The sequence below is a fragment of the Scytonema sp. PCC 10023 genome (assembly GCF_963920835.1).
Classification (GTDB): Bacteria; Cyanobacteriota; Cyanobacteriia; order Cyanobacteriales; family Nostocaceae; genus Kalymmatonema.
The window spans coordinates 1-15,365 of record NZ_CAWUDP010000023.1; the positions used below are offsets into that span (position 1 = coordinate 1).

Sequence of the window (15,365 nt, forward strand, 5' to 3'; positions counted from 1 at the left end):
TTGAGAATGGTTAATGTCTCTGGGTCATCTTTGAATGCTTTTGCTAACTCTTCGACTGCTGCTCTTCGCACATCATAATCTTCATCACTTGTGGCGCGAGTTTTGAGCCAGGATAATGTCTCAGGGTCATCTTTCCAAGTTGTTGCAACTGCTGCAACTGCTTGGGTGCGAATTTTAAAGACTAGGCTTGTCTCTTCTAGAGCATATGGATCGTAATAGTAATGGAGATCGTAGTTAGTTAATTTTTTGAGCTGCTCAAGTAATCGAGTAGCAGTTGGCGAGATGCTTTCGCTATCTTTAACTTCTGAAAAACACTGAGCAGCTAAAAATAGGTTACTGAACTTCTGGGCTTCACCATTTTTTTCCATCAGTTCGTCAATAATCTCACCTATAAATCTGGCATTCAGCATTCCAGCAATGAGGCGTAGAACTTCATGCCAAGATTCATCTTGCCAGTATTTGCCAAAAATGTCTGTCTTGAGTTCATTTAGTGTAATACTTCGTTCTTCCTCAAATTGCCAAACATACTCCGTCGCACAGAAATATTCTAAAAAAGTTCTATGCACAAAAGCATAGTAATCTGCACCCATAAAGCATAAAATAAAGTTACGTTCTCGAAGTTGCTGAATAATTAATTTTGCAACATTAGTAGAATTATTTACTTTTATCTTTTGCAAATAACTATTGAGAATTCTTTCTAACTTTTCCGAGTTAATCAGGTTACCTGCCCCCCCTTTTTTATTGGTTTGCATATGATAAGCAACCTGACGCAATATCGCTTGTTTATCTTTATAATCAACGGATATAGTCTTATCTACTAATGCTCTTTCGACATCCCATTGTTGTAGAAGAACTCGTGAAGCTTTGTTGTAAAGCTCAGCACGGAATCTTGGCAATTCTTGATTGCGATTAAGAATTGCCATCATTGTTAGAAGCAAGGGATTACCAGCTAGCTCCCTAATAGGAGCATATGCGTGAATTGCTGCACGCAAGCGCTCTCTTTTTCGTTCTTTTTCATAGCTATTACCAAAAGCTAAATCATGCCATGTTTCAAGAAAATGCTCAATTTGTTCTAACTCCAAATCTTGTAGCATGAAATGACGAAATTTAGCATTACCCAAGAGTTGTGGTTTATAGCCAATGACACGAGATGTGACTATAACCCGCACGCCAGGATAAGTTTTGGTAAAATTAATAATATCTATAATGACCTCTTCGCGTTGATTTGGGTCAAAGATTTCGTCCAATCCATCAAACATGACAAAACCCTTGCCAGTTTGGAGAAAATGACTTAATTGTTGCAGGTTTATGGAATAGATGAAGCCCTTATATTGCTGGAAAAAATCTAAAGAATTTTGAGATTTTTGGTTATCTCGATTCTGCACATAAGTGCGTAATTCAACAAGTAAGGGAATTGGCATTGCAGAGACTTTTTCAATGGGTGCTTCCGCCCATTTAAGTGCTAAATACTGCAATAAACTCGACTTCCCAGAACCAGGATCTCCCAAAATGACGGTATACTGATAATTTCTTTCATCCTCAATCATTTCTTCAACAGAACGGGTTGTTTGTTCACGATAAGCTTGTTTATAACGCTCTAAGACTTCTGGCGAAATATCTACATATTCTGCATATTCTTCATATTCTTCGAGTTGATTGTTTTTTTTCAGCCGTTCTAGCCGTTCTAAATGTTCTTTAGGTCGCTCATAAACTTGTGGAAATGCTTCTTGTACTTCACGCACATTTTGAGGAACAAACATTTTCTCTAGCTTTAACTTATAACTATAGCCATCAGTAGCAAAGCTATCAAGTTTAAGATAACCATAAGTTTTTTCAATTGTCTTGCGGTAATCCTCTAAGTCAAATAAGCCAAAATTCGGTACAGATGCAGCATTTTCTTTTCTGTTTTGCTCGATTGCTTTATTTGGCAAGTTGAAGAGAGTATGCAAATCATGCGATTCTTTGCGGATAGCATTTACCTGTTTGATATACCGCTTAATAATTTCTTCCCAAGCAAATTCATCTGGTAATGGTTTTAAATTCAACTCGCACCAAGTTTTTGCAAAAGAGTCAGCATGACAAATACCAGCGCCAAATGGTTTTCCTAGTTCCACCAATACAATTCTATGGCGGATAAATTTTTTTAAAGGATAAATGTACTGCTTTATTTCTGCGTCAGAGCAATCTGCATTTTCTAACTCATCCTGTACTAGCTGTAATAATTCCTTCAAAGCTTGTCCGAAAGCAAGTTCTAACTTATCCTGTACCTGAAGTTCTTGCAAAGTTGGAAAAGTCTTTTGGAAAAAGGTTTTAGTATATTCTTGTAACTCTTCCCGCGCAAGTTCTTCTAGGACAGTCTTAAAAACAAACCCAATTGTACTGCTTATTCCCCAAGCAACTACGCGGTTCATGGTTGTTACTTTACTCCTTTTTTTTAACTCTATTCTTTTCTTGTTCCTAATACCAGTTCTCTAAATTAAAGCTACACTTTGTTATAGCAATCCGCGCAGGATTTCTGAAAAATCTTAAGTATTGTAGGGTGGGCAGTGCTTACCGTATTTTGCCCACTACATCCGGGTTTTGCGTTCGCACTGCCCACCTTACGTGTCGTTCAAAAATCTGCGGAGGAGTCCTATAGTTGTGCTGACTTTTCACGGTATCTGGAAAACCTCGCTTCCATTCCTCTCTCCTACAAGGAGAGAGGAACCTTGATTTTTCCCCCTTCGCTTGTAAGAGAGAAGAACCTTGATTTTTCCCCCTTCGCTTGTAGGAGAGAAGAACCTTGATTTTTCCCCCTTCGCTTGTAGGGAAGGGGGCTAGGGGGTTAGGTTTCACGTTGGTTTTTCTACATGGCGTGAAAAGTCAGGATTTTAGAGAAATGGTATAACTCCAGTTGTAATATCGTTCAAGTAAGGGTTCAAGTAATATAATTTACGCTAAAGCTGTCAGTGATTTTATTGCTTCTTCAGCCTGTTGGCGAATGTCATCTGTAACTCCATTCTGAGTTTCTGCTAGCTGTTTTAATTTTTCAGAGAGTTTATGAGCGCTTGATTGCAACTGGTGGTAATCTCTTACATTTAAAAGACATTGGTGTGCTAAAAAGAGATTTTTAAAATGCTTTGCATCCTCATCAAGCTCTATTAGATAATCAATAATCTCTCCAGCAAACTTAACATAAAGTTGAGCAACAATCAGGGTAAGAACTTCATGCCAAGATGCATCATAGCATCGCTTGCGAAAAATTTCTTGCTTCAGAAAGTCCAAATCTATAGTTCGTTCTTTCTTATATTGTTCAACAAAATACACAGCACAAAAATATTCTAGAAAAGTCCGATGCACGAACCCATAAGAATTGCCTCCAAAAAAGCATAAAATAAAGCTGCGAGTTGTGAGAATTTCCCGCAAACCTCTGGCTGCAATTTTAGCTTTGTGAGGGAATTTATCTTGCAGATAGTGAGCCAGAGTATCTTCCAAATCTTGCTTACTGATATTATTAGCCAGAGTGTTGGTAGATGCTTGCATCCGGTGAGCTACCAGACGCAACATTTCTCGTTTATCTTGATAATCAATATACTTATTTACTTCAGAATCTAATTCGCTATATGCTCGTAAATTCCTTTCATAGTCCCAACGGTGCAATAGCACTTCTGAGGCGTGTTCATACAGAGTGGATCTATCCCTTGGTAATTCTTCATGTCGATTCAGAATTGCCATCATCGTGAGTAGCAAGGGATTTCCAGCCAGTTCTTGAAAAGCGGGGGAGCTAAGCGAGTTTTGTAGGCGCTGACATTTTTTCTTTCTTTCATTTTCATCTTCAAAAGCTAATTCATGCCATTGGTTGACAAATGCGCGAATTTGCTCTTCATCGAAATCTTGCAGCATGAACTCGCGAAAATGAGCACGGCGGAACTCAGAACCCTGCGGTTGATAACCAATGACGCGAGAGGTGACTATAACTCGCGCTCCGGGATATCTTTTAGTAAAGTTAATAACATCAATTATGACATTTTCTCGTTCCCTGGTATCCAGCACCTCATCTAAACCATCAAACATCACAATGGTTTGATTATTCCTCAGCCATTTATCCAGTTCTTGTTGATTAAGATTTCCACCAACTACCCCAGTTGCGTCATGGAAATAATCCAAAAAATTTTTACAAACATTCTTTTCTCGATTCTCAACGTAATTCCGTAGTTCAATTAATAACGGCAATTCTTGTGTTGACAGATTCTTTCCTCGCGTTCTTGCCCATTGCAAAGCTTTATACTGTACTAAAGTAGACTTACCAGAACCTGGATTACCTAAGATGACTGTATGTTTGTATGTAGGTTTGTAAAGTTGCCAATCATGAAATATATCTAAAATTGAGCAGACAGTTGGTTGTGAAACATTCTGTTCCTGCACATTTGTTGGTACAAATATATTCCATAATTGCAAAGTGTACTTATAACCACTAGTATCCAAGTAGTCCAGTTTGAGGTTACTAAAAGCGTCTATTAAACCCTGTTGATAACGACTAAAATTAAAATCAGGTGCGATAGGAGCATTTTGCTGAATTATCTCCTTAATCTCTTCTTGAGTCTCCGAATTGAATAATGGACGTAATTCATCTGAATCCGCCGCAAGAGCTTTGACTCTTCTAGTATACTTCTTGGCTACATTCTGCCATTTAAATTCTGCAGGTAAACCGTCTAAATTGAGTTTATTCCAATTTTCGTTTAATTCAGCATCAAGAGCCGGAGTATCATCTAATAATGTTATGCCTAGTGCTTTTTGTAAGGGTTTACCAAGGGCTGCTCTCACTGGTTGAGCGCGAATGAATTTATCTATTGCATCGCTATAATGCTGAATTTCCGATTCACTAATTCCTGTTTCTTCAAGCTCAGCTTGCCATAATTCTACAAATAATTTATTAGCTTTCCCGTAAGCCACTATGAGAGCTCTTAGTTTAGCTAAATCTAGTCCATCTTTAAAAATGCCTTGAAAAAAATCTTTAAGGTAATCTTTCAAACCATCCTGTATAGCATCCTGGGCTAGTTTGACAAATACCTCTTTAAATAGGAACCCTACAGTATTCTGCACTCCCCAGAGAACTAAGAATTCTGGTCCTGTCAACATTATACCTCCCCCTGTAGAATGCCACTTTTTCATTAATTCTTACTCTTAGTTAGATGTTAATGTAATCATCCCCCAGTGCTGCTGCAACAATCTCAAAATTCACCTCAGGTAACGCCGTCTCCCGCGCCAACTTCCGCAACACATCCCAGAAATTCTCACCCGCCTTCGTCACACCACCACCCAACACAAACCGCTGCGGGTTGATTAAATTCGCCAGATTACCAATACCCACACCCAGCGCCCAACCAGCCGTGTACAAAATTTCCTGAGCCAAATCATCACCAGCCGCCGCAGCTTCACTCACCACCTTCCCCGTCAAAACAATTCAAAATTCAAAATTCAAAAATAATACCCCATGGCGCGCATCCAGGGGCTTGAAGCAAGGATGCTGCGCTTTTTTTTGTTTTCCATGTCGCGCATCCTCCTGTCTTGTATCCCAACTGTCAATTCAAAATTTTTTCTTAAATTTTGAACTAAGAATATCGCGAATGAGCGAATTCAAAAAACGGTCACCAACTCCAAATTATCTCCCACCAACTCTCTGAGAATGTCTCCTGCTTGGCGTCCTTGGCGACGCCAGTCGCCTGCGGAGGGAAACCCTCCTGCAGCGCTGGCTCGTCTTGGCGGTTCGTTTCTCAAAACCTCCCTCACATCCTGCACCATAGTGGTTAGTTGTTTTCCCACTACGCAATACCCATCACTTATTACCCACTACCAAGTCGATAAACTGTTGCAATCTTTCATAATGCGACCCTTTCCAGTAAATTTGGTTACAGTTTTGACAGCGATGAAATTCATTCGTGTACAATTTGACACTTTCTGGTATTTCGTCAACAATTGATTCTTTTGCTACAGGTTCTAATAATCCATTGCAGCGTAAACACCGTTGAAAGGGTGACACTAATTTATACAAGTCGAAGCGTTGCATGACTTCAACAATTTGTTTCTGTGGGTCAGTATTTCTTACATAGTAGCCATAGGTCACAATACTTCGCATTAATAAAGCGCGATCGCGAGTTAACAGAATTCGGTTTTGGGTACTGGAGATGTGAGCTAATTCTTCATCTTCATAGTCATTGCGGTATAACGTATCAAACCCTAACAGCCGTAAAGATGTTGCTAGCTTGCCCAAGTGAATATCTAAAACGAAGCGGATGATACTTAGGGGTTCAAGTCTAATAGAGATGGTGGATGTAACTATATTTGTAGCAGAAATTGGATAGACATCGATAGTATCCCCATCTTGGACAATGTAAGAAAAATCTACAAATCTTCCGTTAACTTCAATACAATAAACTTCTGGATGAGGGACACCAAAAGATTCAATCATGTCCTTAATTGAGGCTCTTTCAGGAAAATTATGATCTATTTTCATCTGCTTTTTATGCAATGGTAAGAAATCGTTCAACTCTGCATAAAAGCGGAAACAAGCAGAAGCCATAACAACCAAGTGTAAAATTTCTATTATTCACTATACTAACTTGGTTCCACGAAGATAAAAGTTATCATCAACAAAGAACCTAGGAGTCATCATTAAGCTTGAAAATGCTGCAAGGCTAGATGGAACTAAGCTGCAACCCTAGAATTTCTTCATAAAGACAACAAGTTTTTTCTTTGTGAATTACCCAAATTTATCCTGAGAATCATTCTAAGTTCTAGCTGAAAAATTCTGAAATCTTCTCCAAGGATGAGAGAAGGTGACTTCCTTAAAGTATTTGCAATATTTTTCTACGAAACAAGAATAATTGTGTATCCTATCCGGAAGGTAGAACCTTCTTCCAGTAACTATTGTCAGCTATTGGATGCTAGGAAATCCTGCATTCACTCGTATCTCCCAGTTTAGAGCGCTAGTGATGATTAGAAAAATTAGCAAATACTTGCTTTTGTTATTGACTTCAGTTAGAGTCATAGCAGACGCCCTACTTCAGCCCTGATACAATTTTCACTCTGTTAAAGAAGGTGAAAAAATGCTTAAGATAGTCTGAGTCAAAATATATCATAAGAATGAGCAAAATCTGCCGGAAAGCAGTACCGTACCAGTCATATTCACATTACTATGGAGGAAATTGCCCTGTCACCACTAAGTAAAAGTACCTCTTATAAGTTAAATGTTAATCCTGAAAAAAACTGACATTAGGAATCAATAGTTGCTAATATTTAGTATTAAGCATACAAAAAAGGGTGCAAGATATGAAATTTTGTACTGTGTCTTGATGCTAATAATTTGTAATAGTTAGTTTGCCTTTTCTTTTTTTAAATAACAATTGAGAAAGTTTATCAATATGAAACAGCGAATAAATTTGGGAAACTTATTTAGATTGAAAGAGCTTTTTAAAAAAAATTGTACACAAGAAGCAGTTTTTCTATTTACTGAAGGGCAAAATAAAATTGCTAGCTCTTTTTCTGGGAAAGATATTTCATCTATTTTGAACTTCCATCAACTCAAGTATTTGAACATGTGCTTTACTTTCAATGAAAAATTACTAAATAAAAGCACAAACACTAAGTTCTTCCAGCAGTGGAAAGCCCAGAAAAAGAGGAGTATAAAGAGACTCTATTGCTGGATATCTCAAATTATCATCGCAGACAAGAAAGTACACATTAAAAGACTTGTCAGCTTTTTGAACGTAAAAGTTTCTACGAAAAGCCTTGTAAGCAATGAGCTACCGTGTTTTGACTGGAAGATAAATATCTTCTGTTGTTATGCTTGACAGCCCAAGGTGTTATTCGGGAATTTGGTAGCTAATAACACCATCTCTGTTTGTAATATCCTTTGTTCGTAAAACACATTAATTAAGTACAGTACAGTTAGATGAATACTTTCTTTTGTTCCGACTATTCGCGACAAGCAGGAGAAAATATTATTGGTAGTGCCACTAATGAGCAAACTTATATATTAGTGGAATGTCCTCCACCTTGGACATCGGAAGCTTTTAACTCTAGGTGGGTTCCGGAAAATTTGCAGATTTTGATCAAGGAGGCGAAACGAAATAAGTTACCTATCAAGTTTCTGTTGATCGCCAACAATTTATCGCATAAAGTAGATAGCACAACCCTGTTGATTTATCAAAGAAAAGAGGGTTTGAGCAATGGGTATCGTAAGCAAGAATTCCAGTTGGCAAATATTGAGCTAGTAGCACCCGTTGTCAGAAAATGGTTACGGGGCGGATTTTCTGATTATGATGCACAAACAAGTGTAACGAGAGATATTCTCATATGTACTCATGGTAGCCATGATAGGTGCTGTGCTCGGTATGGCAATCCGTTTTACTTTAACGCTACATCTATCGTTTCTAGTTTGGAATTAGACAATGTTCGTATTTGGAAATCTAGCCATTTTGGTGGACATCGGTTTGCACCAACAGCTATAGATTTCCCAGAGGGAAGATACTATGGAGCTTTGGATCAAGAATCATTTCACTCGATATTGACTCGTACTGGTGACATTACATTATTGAAGAAAGTTTATAGAGGTTGGGGAATTTTGCCAAACCCAATTCAAGTTTTAGAAAGAGAACTTATCCTTCGCCACGGATGGGATTGGTTTAACTACAAAGTAGCCGGCGAAATCATTCAGCAAAACTTAGACAAAAATGTGATTCTTGCTGAATTAAATGTTGAAAAACCAGATGGTCTATACTGTTATCAAGCGAAGCTGGTCAAAGATGAAACTCAAAGTGTAAAACTTCGGGCTTCTTGCAATGCTACGCAAGAAACAGTGTGCCCTAAGTATGCTGTGGATAGTTTCCGTCTTGCTTCTAATAAACTGGCAACTTATAGTAAATGTGCGAGCTTATAGATAAAAATAGGTAAGGGCGGGTAAGATGCCATACGTGTCAACAATCACGATCAACCCTTAATTCCACGTTGATTTCACCCCACCCCTTAATCCCCTCCCCGCAAGCGGGGAGGGGAGGTTTTGGCGCAAGACAAAACCGGGGTGGGGTTCTGTGCAAAATTGGGGGTTGGGTGAAACCATGACAAAACAGGACAACATCCCCCACGAGTACTCCTTAAGGTCCCACAGATATCTGTGGTGGGGGCATGCATAGGCGGTGATTCTCAATTATTCGTACTTGTTGACAAAAAACCCCGCCTTTTTTGCCAAGGTTGTCCGGTTAAGTCTCGGAAAAATGTAGCGGCGACATTTTAACAATAAAATGCTGTAATGCTGAGCTTCCATAGCTTAAGTTGACACCAATGGCTGGACAGCCCACCCCACAAGTATTATGAAGGACTATCGCCAATTCTGATCAGGAGGTTTTTCAACAGTTAAGTAAAATATAACTATTACTCACAAAAGCTTACCAAAGCTTGCTAGACTAATTTCAGTGAGCAACAGTAAAGTTTAGTGATGTCTAAGTACGTGCCTTTACGTGTTGCTTGTGACAGACTAGGGGTTCATGCAAACACGATAAGGAGGTGGGCAGATAGTGGACAATTGCCAAGTATCCGAACACAAGGGAATCAACGATTGTTCGATATTGACTCCTACCTCAAGGAAAAAGAGGGGGAAAAACGGCGGAAAATCTGCTACTGTCGAGTCTCCAGTCACAAGCAACGAGATGACCTTGAGCGACAAGTTGAGTTCATGCGCCGACGCTACCCAAATCACGAAATTATCACAGACATCGGGTCAGGACTCAACTTTAAAAGAAAAGGTCTTATATCCATATTGGACTGGGTTAGCGAAAGAACTGTCTGTGAAATTGTTGTCGCACATCGAGATAGACTCGTTAGATTTGGGTTTGACCTTATCGAATGGTTTGGTAAAAAATTCTCCTGTGAAATCGTGGTTCTCGACGAGAATAAACTTTCACCCACAGAAGAACTTACAAGGGATTTGCTTTCGATCATCCATGTTTTCTCATGCAGAATGCATGGACTCAGAAAGTACCAACGTGAAATCAAAGAAGATAAGGATATTCCCAAACCAACAACAAACGGTGACTCTGAAGAAATGGATGGGAACGGCTCGATATGTGTTTAATCAAACTATCGCATACCTGAACAAACCAGATACTAAGGCTGATTGGAAAGCAATCAAAACAGGAATCATTCAATCTTTACCTGAATGGTCGAAAGAAACACCTTATCAGATAAAATCAATTGCGATTAAAGACGCTTGCGATGCTGTGAAAAATGCTAAGAAAAAATTCCAGCAGACAAAACAGATTCAACTCGTCAAATTTCGCTCGAAAAAAGAGAGACGGGATAGCATCTATATTCCGAAAGGTTCTGTGAAATCGTCATCGGTGTATATAACTTCTTTAGGTAAGTCTTTACAACCTGCTGAAGTTTTTCCAGACATAGAGTTTGATTGTAAGTTAGTGCATCAGAATGGGAAGTTTTACATCATAATTCCTATGGTATTTGAGTCAAAAAAATCTGAGAACCAAAGATTAGGCTTAGTTGCTCTAGACCCTGGTGTAAGAACATTTCAAACATTCTTCAGTCTTCATTTGAATGGTGATTTTGGAAACTTAGACATTGGTAGAATCGTAAGGCTATGCGCTTATCTAGATAATTTGTACAGTCGTATCTCTAAAGCGAAAGGCACTCCAAAGTATAGAATGCTTAAAGCTTCTAGAAGAATGAGAGAACGCATTCGTAATATTGTAGATGAAGCACATAAGCAAGTTGCTCATATCTTGTGCTCTCAATTTGATGTGATTCTATTACCTAGCTTTGAAACATCAGAAATGGTAGTGAAAAAGTCTAGAAAGCTCAGGTCAAAGACAGCAAGAGCAATGCTCAATTGGTCACATTATAGATTCAAGGAATATCTAAAGTTCAAAGCACAAGAATGGAAGACACAGGTCATTGAAGTGTCAGAAGCTTACACATCGAAAACCTGTACAAAGTGTGGACATATTCACACCAAATTGGGTGGAAACAAAAAATTCAAATGTCCTAGCTGTGGTCACACACTGCCAAGAGATTTGAATGGGAGCCTTGGGATATATCTTAAGGCATTGGTAGAACGTCCTGAACTCCTGCAATGGAGGGAGCATTTGTTAGCAATGGGCAACCAAAGTTAACTTAAAACGTTCGGTACAGTTAAATGAAAATTTAAAATCTAACATTCAAAATTCTTCAAGTTCCTAACATTTGTAAATTGTGCAAAGTGGCGTACATTCCTCCTGTTTGCAGCAACTCTTCATGACTTCCCTGTTCTATTAATTCTCCGCGCTTAAGTACAAAAATCCGATCCACATTGCGAATTGTAGACAGGCGGTGAGCAATAATGATGGCGGTACGTCCTACTAAAAGTTTATTTAAAGCTTCCTGAATTAAAGCTTCTGTCCCAACATCCAGACTAGCAGTTGCCTCATCCAGAATCAAAATTTCTGGGTTGCGAATTGCAGCACGCGCAAATGCTAAAAGTTGCTTTTGACCACTCGAAAGGTTTGTACCCCGTTCTCTGAGTTGGGTATCATAACCTTGGGGGAGTTGTTCAATAAACTGAGTGATATTGGTTTTCGCTGCTGCTTGTTGGATTTCCTCAAAACTGTAGCTGTCGCCTAACGTAATGTTGCTTTTAACATCACCAGCAAACAAAAAACCTTCTTGCAAAATCACAGCCATGTAACGCCGCAGTTCTGCTTGGGGTATTTCCCGGATATCTATCCCATCCACCAAAATACGTCCTTGATTTGGTTCGTAAAGACGACACAAAAGACGGATGATGGAACTTTTACCCGCACCTGTAGGACCTACTAATGCGACTTTCTCACCAGGATGAATGATGAAGTCCAAATCCTTGATCACATAATCATCGTCTTTGTAAGCAAACCAGACGTGTTCAAAGCGGATTTCTCCGAGTTCAGCTTGTGAATTTTCCGTTGGTAACTCAGAATTATGAGTGGTTCCCTCTATATAACCCAAGCGAGAATCCAAAATTGAGAATCTGGGATTACCGCGATCGCGTATTTCTATCGGTTCATCTAAAATTTCACTCACGCGTTCTATAGCGGTGAAACCAGATTGAATCACAGTGAATTTTTCCGCAAACTGCCGTAAAGGGTCGAATAAGCGCTGGGCATAGAAGATAAATGCAGATAACGTGCCGAAAGTCAAGTTTTTTCCCAGTAGTAAATAACCGCCCACCCACAAAACACCTGCAACAGCAATCAAGGCAATCCATTCCAGGGTTGCTGAAACCGCTGAATCATAAAAGATAGTATTATCTACCTCGTGGACGTAACGTTGATTGTTCCTGCGAAACAACTCTGCATTGAATTTTTCCCGCCGGAACAATTGCACGACATTTATGCCAATGATATTTTCTTGTAGCTGAGAATTGAGTAGAGAAAGTTCTTCCCTGACCTTATAATTGGCTTGGCGATATTGTTTCTGCAAGTATATTATAATACAGGCAACTGGCAAGAAAACTATCAGTAGCAAAAAAGCAAGTTGCCACTGCATAGAAAACATAAAACCAAGAATCACCAGCATGGAAAACAAATCTGAGACAATGCCGATCGCTCCAGTGGAAAAGACATCTCCCAAGACTTCCACATCACTGGTGAGTCTGGTGATTAATTTACCTACGGCTGTTTTGTCAAAAAAGCGCACCGCCAAAGATGTGACATGATGAAACAAGTCTTGGCGAATTTCCGCAGTGATTTGCTGACCTAGCTTTTGTACCAAATAACCCTGAAAACCTGTAAATAGCAGTCGTACACTGAGCGTGATCAGCAACAACCCTTCAATAATATTTAGCCCCTGTAACAACGGGCGATTCTTGAGAAACTCATAGGTGTTCGGTTCTTTGCGAATCAGGGAAATAACCTGTCCAATCAGCTGCGGTTCCACAGCGTTAGCAACTGCTATTGGCACCAGCAGCAAAATACTAACGAAGAGCGATCGCTTATGACGACGGGCATAAGGTACGAGACGCAAAAATAACCGCCAGTCATTCTCACGCCGACGGTAACCTGTGTGAATTTTTTTTTGGGGTTTGGAACTGCTCATAATAAGAGCATTATATTAATTTTTACAACACAAAAAGCACATCTCCCTAATGTAGTGTTTTCATTCCTACGTTGACACCATGCCAGAGATTGAAACTGCACGGCTGCGGCTTAAACCTTATACCCAAGACGATTTGGAAGAACTCGGTGTGATTCTCAGCAATCCAGAAGTGATGAAATACTCACCTAGAGGATCAATTCCAAAAGAAAAGGTAAAACAAGTTACTCAGGAAATTTTAGAGTTTTTTATCCAACATTGGAAGCAGCACGGCTTTGGGGTTTGGGCTGTTGTTCACAAAGCAACTAGTAAATTACTAGGTCATTGCGGATTAAATTTTTTACCAAACAGCCCAGAAGTTGAAGTCCTCTATCGGTTGGATCAAGGTTACTGGAATCAAGGCATTGCTACGGAAGCGACAAAAGCAAGCCTGAGATATGGTTTTGAGGAAGTCAAGCTAGATAAAATTGTTGCCATCACCGCACCAGAACATTTGGCTTCGCGGCGTGTGATGGAGAAAGCAGGGTTGAAATATGAAAAAGATGCCCACTTCTACAACTTAGATGTGGTGTACTATGCCCTTACGCGAAAAGCCTGGCAACCCGATAATTCCCCTTACATTTTAGAAAATGCCAGAGATTGAAACCGCACGGTTGCGGTTAAGACACTTTACCCCAGACGATTTTGATGACTTGTTTCGCCTCTACAGCGATCCAGAAGTCATGAGATATCTATCGCCAAAAACAAAAGAACAAACGCAAACAAGCTTGTCCAAACATATCAAACAGTGGCAAGAACAGAACTTTGGAATGTGGGCAGTCATTCACAAAGACAGTGGTAAAATGATTGGTCGTTGCGGGCTTGGTTTCTTGCAAAATACCCCAGAAGTTGAACTTAGTTATGTGTTTGACAAGTCTTATTGGAACATGGGAATTGCGACAGAAGCATCGTGTGCCACTTTGAAGTATGGGTTTTTGTCAGTCAAGCTAGATAAAATTGTCGCTATTGCCATACCACAAAACATTGCTTCCGTACGTGTGATTCAAAAAGTCGGAATGAAGTATCAAAAGAATACTCGCTACTACGGTTATGATGTCGTGTATTACGCCATATCACGCACAGAATGGCAATCAGATGATAAGTAGGTCTGATAATTAAAGTTTACTCGTGAGGGCTGCAAAATTTTTCAGCTATCTACAATCCACGTTCTATCTTCCGCCAGTGCATAAATTGATTTCACTTACACCTATATAAGAAGTAGAAGGAGGGCTTATATCCTCCCTAGTTCAAAACCCTACTTAGTTGAGGTGATTTCTGTCTACTATGGCAAAACCCACACAATCAAAATTTTGTCAATGCGTAAGTCCTAAAATCAACAAACTTTCTGCTGTAGGACTAGTGGCGTGTTCACTTTTAACTACATCATTTTTCGCACCCGAATCTAGCTACGCTAACAGTGTCTTCAACAAAAGCGATTATGTCGCACAAACAAAGCAGAATGGGGTTAGGGGAAGTTACGAAGACTTTTTGATAGCACTTGCAAGAAGGGAAACAGGACAACAAAATCCACCTACTAACATTGAGAACCAGTTGGGTTTTATAGGCAAGTACCAATTCGGAGAAGCCTTGCTGAAAGACCTTGGCTATTATGACACCCCTAATCCCTATATCGGTGGAGGAAATGGTGTAGCTAAGAACAATTGGCAGGGCAGATGGACAGGAAAAAATGGGATTAATAGTAAGCAAGATTTCCTTAATAATAAGAACAATGTGCAAGACATAGCTATTAAAGAGGCTTTTGAATACAAGTGGAACCTGATCAAAAATCAACTCAATGGACGTTCCATAAAAGAATTTATCGGACAACAACGAGGAGGAGTAGTCATCACCACATCCGGAGTTCTTGCAGCTGCCCATTTGCGTGGCGAAGGAGGGGTTGTCAACCTGTTGCTTAATAACCAGGTTTCTCAAGATGAAAATGGCACTTCTATTCTCGCCTACTTGAAGGAATTTGCTGGATTCCAGACGCCTTTCGACTAGGGAAAACAGTGCTTGCAAAGAGCAAGTCTTCTGTGCTTTCCGTCTACTGTTGAACCTGTAACCCACACCACCCTTAATAGCTATAATGTGGGAGTTCACTTTTGAATTTCGATATCTTCACACAAGGCGTTGCTGAATTGAGAGATGAAATTTCAAAACTTAATGTTCAAAACCTTTGTCTTTGCGTCTAAAGCGTAGTGCGCGTATGCCTGCGTGCCGCAGGCATACGCGAG

Annotated in this window: 12 protein-coding genes and 1 pseudogene; 7 read left to right on the forward strand and 6 right to left on the reverse strand. The window is 39.6% G+C overall.

Annotated features, from left to right (window positions below; translation table 11 throughout):
- The 5 genes and pseudogenes from ACM0OZ_RS15710 to ACM0OZ_RS15730 all read right to left on the reverse strand — a co-directional run.
- Positions 1-2,411: NACHT domain-containing protein (locus ACM0OZ_RS15710; protein ID WP_414583749.1), on the reverse strand; the 2,411-nt coding region annotated here is incomplete at its 3' end.
- A 520-nt stretch (positions 2,412-2,931) separates the two neighbouring features.
- The gene (locus ACM0OZ_RS15715; protein ID WP_414583750.1) at positions 2,932-5,151 is read right to left on the reverse strand and encodes an NACHT domain-containing protein; all 2,220 of its coding nucleotides are present in this window, start codon (positions 5,149-5,151) and stop codon (positions 2,932-2,934) included.
- 16 nt (positions 5,152-5,167) lie between these two features.
- A pseudogene (locus tag ACM0OZ_RS15720) lies at positions 5,168-5,440 on the reverse strand (ROK family protein); the annotation flags it as partial.
- Between the two features lie 176 nt (positions 5,441-5,616).
- A complete protein-coding gene (locus tag ACM0OZ_RS15725; RefSeq protein WP_414583751.1) occupies positions 5,617-5,802 on the reverse strand; it encodes a hypothetical protein in 186 nt (61 codons plus the stop codon).
- Between the two features lie 13 nt (positions 5,803-5,815).
- Positions 5,816-6,559, reverse strand: a complete 744-nt coding sequence (locus ACM0OZ_RS15730; RefSeq protein ID WP_414583752.1) for a Mut7-C RNAse domain-containing protein — start codon at positions 6,557-6,559, stop codon at positions 5,816-5,818.
- Between the two features lie 841 nt (positions 6,560-7,400).
- Here ACM0OZ_RS15730 and ACM0OZ_RS15735 point away from each other — a divergent pair.
- From ACM0OZ_RS15735 to ACM0OZ_RS15750, 4 genes are all read left to right on the forward strand, one after another.
- On the forward strand, positions 7,401-7,829 hold the full coding sequence (locus tag ACM0OZ_RS15735) for a hypothetical protein (protein ID WP_414583753.1): 429 nt from the start codon (positions 7,401-7,403) through the stop codon (positions 7,827-7,829).
- 101 nt (positions 7,830-7,930) lie between these two features.
- On the forward strand, positions 7,931-8,917 hold the full coding sequence (locus tag ACM0OZ_RS15740) for a sucrase ferredoxin (RefSeq protein WP_414583754.1): 987 nt from the start codon (positions 7,931-7,933) through the stop codon (positions 8,915-8,917).
- 555 nt (positions 8,918-9,472) lie between these two features.
- Entirely contained in the window at positions 9,473-10,108 is a 636-nt protein-coding gene (locus ACM0OZ_RS15745) for an IS607 family transposase (protein ID WP_414583755.1), read from the forward strand.
- Positions 10,065-11,159, forward strand: a complete 1,095-nt coding sequence (locus ACM0OZ_RS15750) for an RNA-guided endonuclease InsQ/TnpB family protein (protein ID WP_414583756.1) — start codon at positions 10,065-10,067, stop codon at positions 11,157-11,159. Before ACM0OZ_RS15745 ends, ACM0OZ_RS15750 begins: the two co-directional genes overlap by 44 nt.
- A 55-nt stretch (positions 11,160-11,214) precedes the next feature.
- Here ACM0OZ_RS15750 and ACM0OZ_RS15755 read toward each other — a convergent pair whose 3' ends face one another.
- Positions 11,215-13,095, reverse strand: coding sequence for an ABC transporter ATP-binding protein (locus ACM0OZ_RS15755; protein ID WP_414583757.1), 1,881 nt, complete (start codon positions 13,093-13,095; stop codon positions 11,215-11,217).
- Between the two features lie 79 nt (positions 13,096-13,174).
- Between ACM0OZ_RS15755 and ACM0OZ_RS15760 the strand changes: the two genes are divergently transcribed.
- The 3 genes from ACM0OZ_RS15760 (at position 13,175) to ACM0OZ_RS15770 (ending at position 15,132) form a co-directional block, all read left to right on the forward strand.
- The gene (locus ACM0OZ_RS15760) at positions 13,175-13,735 is read left to right on the forward strand and encodes a GNAT family N-acetyltransferase (RefSeq protein WP_414583758.1); all 561 of its coding nucleotides are present in this window, start codon (positions 13,175-13,177) and stop codon (positions 13,733-13,735) included.
- A complete protein-coding gene (locus tag ACM0OZ_RS15765) occupies positions 13,722-14,237 on the forward strand; it encodes a GNAT family N-acetyltransferase (RefSeq protein ID WP_414583759.1) in 516 nt (171 codons plus the stop codon). The genes ACM0OZ_RS15760 and ACM0OZ_RS15765 overlap by 14 nt, the downstream gene beginning before the upstream one ends.
- Positions 14,238-14,415: 178 nt before the next feature.
- Entirely contained in the window at positions 14,416-15,132 is a 717-nt protein-coding gene (locus ACM0OZ_RS15770; protein WP_414583760.1) for a hypothetical protein, read from the forward strand.
- Positions 15,133-15,365 lie beyond the last annotated feature (233 nt).